Origin of the sequence: Streptomyces nanhaiensis (assembly GCF_046614825.1) — a bacterium.
In the GTDB taxonomy this organism is placed as follows: Bacteria; Actinomycetota; Actinomycetes; order Streptomycetales; family Streptomycetaceae; genus Streptomyces; species Streptomyces radiopugnans.
Map to the genome: position 1 here is coordinate 1 of NZ_JBKJFM010000248.1, position 4,922 is coordinate 4,922.

The window sequence follows — 4,922 nt, forward strand, 5'->3', positions numbered from 1 at the left end:
TGGGCCACCGCCGGATCGCCTTCCTCGGCTGGGGGCGCGGCGCCTCCGGCGCCTCCCGCGGGAACCGGGGGCGCCGGGGGCGGGGACGGCGTGCGCCGGGCGCGGCGAGCGGCGCCTCCTCCTGACGCTCCGCGGCCGACCGGGTCACCCGGTCGGCCGCGGAGGCCGGGCCGCCGTGCATGCGGTACGGGACGCCGGGGTACCTCGGCGGCCCGCACGGCACACGGCCCGTACGGGCCGTAGAGCAGGAGGCAACCGATGGCGAAGATCAGCAACCCGATCGAACTGCAGAAGGCCCTGGGCGGCGTGGACTATCCCGCCGACCGCGAGTCCCTGGTGAGGAACGCCAAGGAGAAGGGCGCCAAGAAGGAGGTCGTCGAGGAGCTCTCGTCCCTGAAGAAGGACCGTTTCGACGGGCCGGACGATGTGAGCAAGGCGGTCTTCGGCAAGGGCTGAGCCCCACCCGTACGACAGCCCCGCGGGGCGCGGCCGCCCGGCGGCCGCGCCCCGCGGGCGTGCGGTGCCCCGTACGGTACGGGTCCGCGTGGCGGTACGGCTAACTCCGCCCGCCCTCGCCCTTCTCGCCGGTGAGGTCCTCGCGGTCCACACCGGCCTCGTTCATGGCGTCCTCGAGCTGCCGACCGACGTTCCCCCGGTCCTTGTTGGCCTCCTCGGCCCGGCGGGCGGACTCCTGGCCCTGCTCGTCGAAGACGACCTGGTCGGTCTTCTCGGTCTTCGGCCGGTTCTCCTCGGGAGTGGTCATGACGGCCTCCTCGGCTCCGTGACGTCTGCGGTCGTCTGCGACCGCCCGTGATCTCCTGTGCAGGAGGACGCCGTACCCGTTCGCGGACGGCGCATGCGCGTCCGCGTCCGCATCGGCCGCCGCCACGTGCTCCGCCCGCCGGTGTCCGCACCGGTTCAGGCGGTCGCCGCGCGGCCGCCGTGCTTGAAGACCTGGCGGTCGTGCCACTTCACGAAGGCGGGGTCCAGCGGCGGCCGCCCGGGGCGGGGCCTGGCCAGGGGGGCGCCGTCGAGTTCCCCGACGGCCCGGCCCGCCCGGCTGCGGGCGGCGTAGCGGGGGGAGACGCGGATGCGCAGGTCCGGGGTGAGGCCGAGCGCCCCCAGGTCGAACAGCGCGTGGTGCAGAGCGCACAGCGCCAGGCCGTTGGAGGGCTCGTCCGGACCGTCCTGGCTGTGCCACCGCACATGGGCGGCCTCCAGCCCGACCGGGTTGCGGCCCAGCGCCCCGTCGTAGCCGCACATCGCGCAGGCGCGGGCGTACGCGTGCAGCACCTGCTCGGCGAAGTCGGCCCGGCGCGGGCGGCTCCTTCGCACCCGGAGGGTGAGCGCGGCCTCCTCCAGGGCCGTCAGGTCCAGCCCGGCGTCGGCGCGGATGGCGGGTTCGAGCGCGGGTGTGAAGTGGAGGTCCAGCAGGAGCCGGACGGCGGCGGCCAGGGTGCCGGGGTCGGCCAGGAGGCGTTCGACGGGCGCGGGCAGCCTTCCGGTCGCGCCCCGGGCGCGCAGCCAGGAGCCTCTCTCGGGGGCGGAGGGGGGTATCGGCCGGCCGTCGGCGTCCCGCGGGTCCCACAGGGTGCGCTCCAGGTGCACGAACGGCATCGCGGCGCGGTCGGCGGACCGCGCGGGAGGACCGTAGTCGTCGATCATGCGGCCGACCGGCTCCTCCGCCTCGCCGTAGGCCGCCGCCGTGCTGCCGGTGGCCGTGAAGCGGCCCAGCAGCCACAGCAGCAGGAGCGGCTTGTGCGGTGCGCGCCGCCCCGCGACGGTGGCCCGTCTCAACCCCGCCAGCGCGGACAGCAGTTCGTCCTTCGTCGTCACGTCCCTCGTCACGGCGGCCACGGTGCCACGTCCCGGCCGGGCCGCGCCGGGGAACGCGTGAGCGGCTCCTGGGTTCGTCAGGCCTCTTCGGACGGGGAGCCGCCGCGGGATGTCCACGGGACGGTCGGCTGGAGCACGGCCTCGGTCAGCGCGCGGGTGCGCAGCGCGGTGACCTGCTGGTACTCCGGGTCTGCGACCATGCGGCAGAACGCCTCCCGGCTCGGGTAGCGGACGAGCAGCACCGCGTCCCACTCCTGCCCGTCCTCGGCGACCAGGGCCGTCGCACCGTCGCCGGCGTAGAGCACCTCGGCGCCGTAGCGCTCCAGGAAGCGGTCCGCCAGGTGCCGTGCGTACTGCGCGTACGAGGCCCGGCCGTCCGGGGCGAAGCGCAGCAGGTTGAGCATGACGACCGGGCCTCCGGGGTCCTCGGCCAGCATCCGCTTGAGGTCGGCTCCCGTGGGGTCGATGGCCATGGAGGTCTCCTTGCCGCCGTGTCGGTGTACTGCCGTCCGCCGCTGCCGGCGGTGGGGGTCGGCAGGAGCTTAGACGCCCTGCCGCCCGTTGCATACCGTCTGGTCGGTCAGTATTGGGGGCGGTGATGTTCACCGGTACGGCCGAGCCTGCACCGGACGCCGGGGGGTAGGCCCATGTGCGCACTCAGGCGGACGGGCCCCCGTCCCCGTCCCCCCTCCCACCCCCTCGGCGGCAGGAGAGCCCCTTGTCCTCCACACTGTCCCCCAGACCGTCTCCCGACCCCTCCTCAGGCCCGTCCTCAGCCCCGTCCTCCCCTACGACCCGGCGCGGCTTCCTGGGGCTGACCGGTGCCGCCGCGGCGGCCGCGGCCGGCGCGGCGGCGCTTCCGCCCCTGGGTGTCCTCGGCGCCGGCGCCGCGGCCGGCGAGTACCGGCTCCCGGCGGTCACCCACCCCTACCACCCGGCCGCCCTCTACCCCGAGGACGCCGACGACGACGCCCCCGGTGAGCCCCTCAACGCCGGTGTGGAGTGCTGCCGGGAGGGGGTGGACGCCTGATGGCCGTCTTCGTCCCCCGCTCGGAATGGGGCGCCCGCGCCCCCACCAACCGGCCGTCCGACATCGCGCCGGGGAACGGCGGCACCACCGTCCACCACGTCGGCGGCGCCCGTACCGCCCGCTCCGACCACGGCGAGTGCGCCGGCCAGGTGCGCGGCATCCAGAGGCACCACATGGACGGAAACGGCTGGGCCGACATCGCCTACACCTATCTGGTGTGCGTCCACGGCCGTGTCTTCGAGGGCCGGGGGCCCTGGGTGCGGACCGCCGCCAACGGCACCGACTCCGGCAACCGGAACTGGTACGCGGTGTGCGCGCTCACCGGCGGCTCCTCCTCCGACTACGACCCCGTCACCGAGCAGCTCCTGGACGCCTTCCGCTGGTCGATCGCCAACCTGCGCGACATCGGCGGCGCGGGCCGCGGGATCAACCGGCACGGCGACCACCTGCCGACGTCCTGCCCGGGCAGGCTCTCCTCCTATGTGCGCGACGGCTCGCTGGAACCCGCCTCCGGTCCCCCCGCCTGGCCCGGCGTCTACCTCAGCCATCCGCCGGCCACCGAGCACCCGGCCGTGGGGCTGTGGCAGCGGCGGATGCGCGAGCGCGGCTGGTCACCCGGCACGGACGGGCGGTACGACGCCCGGTCCAAGGAGGTGTGCGAGCGGTTCCAGGCGCGGCACGGCCTGGCGGTCGACGGCGTCGTCGGCCCCGAGACCTGGGAGGCCTGCTTCGGCTGACCACCGTCCCCCGGGGAGGGGAGCGGGTGGCCCGTTCGGCCCTGGGCCGGAGGGAGGCGTCCGGGGAAGGCTTGCGGGCAACGTGTTCCACGGGGTGCGGCATCCCGCGCCCCGCCGGCCCCGCACGGCCGGCCGGGCACGTACACGCGCACGTGCGCCCAGGACGGCGCAGGACGAGGGAGGAAGCGGTGGAGCAGACGGTGGAGGGCACGGCCGGAAGGTCCAGGGAGGCGGTGGACGTCGTCGCCTACGGAGTCGTCGCCGACGAACGGCCCCTGCTGGAGAAGGCGTTCGACGGGCGGCACCGCCTGCGCTGCCTGGACCTGGTCCTGGACCGGGACACCGCCGCGACGGCCGCCGGATGCGCGGTGGTGTGCAGCAACGTCAACGACGTGCTGGACGAGGAGGTCCTGACCGTCCTGGCGAACGGCGGCACCAGGCTGGTCACCCAGCGCGCCACCGGCTACAACAACATCGATCTGGACGCCGCCCGGAAGCTGGGCCTGTCGGTGGCGCGCGTGTCGCACTACTCCCCCCACTCGGTGGCCGAGTTCGCCTGGGCCCTGGCCCTGGCGGTCAACCGCCGGGTGCCCCGCGCCGTGACCCGCACCCGCGACTTCGACTTCCGGCTCAACGGCCTGATGGGGCGGGACTTCCACGGGCGCACCGCCGGAATCCTGGGCACCGGGAAGATCGGCGCGGCCTTCGCCCGCATCGCCGCGGGCTTCGGCATGCGCCTGCTCGGCTCCGACGTCGCGGAGAACCCCGAGTGCCTGGCCCTGGGCATGGAGTACGTCGACCGCGACCGGCTGTTCACCGAGTCCGACCTGATCAGCCTTCACCTGCCGCTGCTGCCCGACACCTACCACGTGGTCGACGGCGACGCCCTGCGCAGGATGAAGGACGACGCGATCCTGATCAACACCAGCCGGGGCGGTCTGATGGACACCCACGCCCTGGTGGAGACCCTGCGCGAGGGCCGCCTGGACGGGGTGGGGCTGGACGTGTACGAGGAGGAGGCCGGGGTCTTCTTCTTCGACCGCTCGCTGGACGTGATGACCGACGACACCCTCGCCCGGCTGATGACCTTCCGCAACGTCCTGGTCAGCTCCCACCAGGCGTACTTCACCCATGACGCGGTGGGGCAGATCGTCCAGGCCACCGCCCGCAACGTCGAGGACCACCTGGCCGGGCGCACGGGCGAGAACGTCCTGGTGCCCCCGCCCGCCCCGCGCTGACCGCGGGCCGGACCCCGGCCGGGGTCCGGCCCGCGTACGGCCGCCGCGCCCCGGCGGGTGCGGCGGCCGTACGCGTGTGGG

The 4,922-nt window shown here is 74.9% G+C and carries 7 protein-coding genes; 4 read left to right on the forward strand and 3 right to left on the reverse strand.

Going from position 1 to position 4,922, the window contains the following annotated elements; all coding sequences use genetic code 11:
* The first annotated feature begins 258 nt into the window (after positions 1 to 258).
* A complete protein-coding gene (locus tag ACLIYP_RS29100) occupies positions 259 to 456 on the forward strand; it encodes a DUF2795 domain-containing protein (protein ID WP_237880258.1) in 198 nt (65 codons plus the stop codon).
* A gap of 100 nt (positions 457 to 556) precedes the next feature.
* Here ACLIYP_RS29100 and ACLIYP_RS29105 read toward each other — a convergent pair whose 3' ends face one another.
* The 3 genes from ACLIYP_RS29105 to ACLIYP_RS29115 form a co-directional block, all read right to left on the reverse strand.
* Entirely contained in the window at positions 557 to 763 is a 207-nt protein-coding gene (locus tag ACLIYP_RS29105; RefSeq protein WP_412716074.1) for a hypothetical protein, read from the reverse strand.
* Positions 764 to 918: 155 nt separating this feature from the next.
* On the reverse strand, positions 919 to 1,836 hold the full coding sequence (locus tag ACLIYP_RS29110) for a phosphorothioated DNA-binding restriction endonuclease (RefSeq protein WP_412716078.1): 918 nt from the start codon (positions 1,834 to 1,836) through the stop codon (positions 919 to 921).
* A gap of 77 nt (positions 1,837 to 1,913) precedes the next feature.
* The gene (locus tag ACLIYP_RS29115) at positions 1,914 to 2,309 is read right to left on the reverse strand and encodes a DUF1330 domain-containing protein (RefSeq protein ID WP_412716075.1); all 396 of its coding nucleotides are present in this window, start codon (positions 2,307 to 2,309) and stop codon (positions 1,914 to 1,916) included.
* A 245-nt stretch (positions 2,310 to 2,554) separates the two neighbouring features.
* Between ACLIYP_RS29115 and ACLIYP_RS29120 the strand changes: the two genes are divergently transcribed.
* The 3 genes from ACLIYP_RS29120 (at position 2,555) to ACLIYP_RS29130 (ending at position 4,841) form a co-directional block, all read left to right on the forward strand.
* Positions 2,555 to 2,866 (forward strand): hypothetical protein, encoded by a 312-nt coding sequence (locus ACLIYP_RS29120; RefSeq protein WP_412716076.1) that lies wholly within the window; start codon positions 2,555 to 2,557, stop codon positions 2,864 to 2,866.
* Positions 2,866 to 3,603, forward strand: a complete 738-nt coding sequence (locus ACLIYP_RS29125) for a peptidoglycan-binding protein (protein ID WP_412716077.1) — start codon at positions 2,866 to 2,868, stop codon at positions 3,601 to 3,603. The genes ACLIYP_RS29120 and ACLIYP_RS29125 overlap by 1 nt, the downstream gene beginning before the upstream one ends.
* A 233-nt stretch (positions 3,604 to 3,836) precedes the next feature.
* On the forward strand, positions 3,837 to 4,841 hold the full coding sequence (locus tag ACLIYP_RS29130) for a 2-hydroxyacid dehydrogenase (protein WP_412716079.1): 1,005 nt from the start codon (positions 3,837 to 3,839) through the stop codon (positions 4,839 to 4,841).
* The last annotated feature ends 81 nt before the right edge of the window (positions 4,842 to 4,922 follow it).

Excerpts from the sequence above, each read along its gene's own strand:
- ACLIYP_RS29100 (WP_237880258.1), top strand. The coding sequence starts at position 259 with ATGGCGAAGATCAGCAACCCGATCGAACTGCAGAAGGCCCTGGGCGGC.
- ACLIYP_RS29105 (WP_412716074.1), bottom strand. The coding sequence starts at position 763 with ATGACCACTCCCGAGGAGAACCGGCCGAAGACCGAGAAGACCGACCAG.
- ACLIYP_RS29115 (WP_412716075.1), bottom strand. The coding sequence starts at position 2,309 with ATGGCCATCGACCCCACGGGAGCCGACCTCAAGCGGATGCTGGCCGAG.
- ACLIYP_RS29125 (WP_412716077.1), top strand. The coding sequence starts at position 2,866 with ATGGCCGTCTTCGTCCCCCGCTCGGAATGGGGCGCCCGCGCCCCCACC.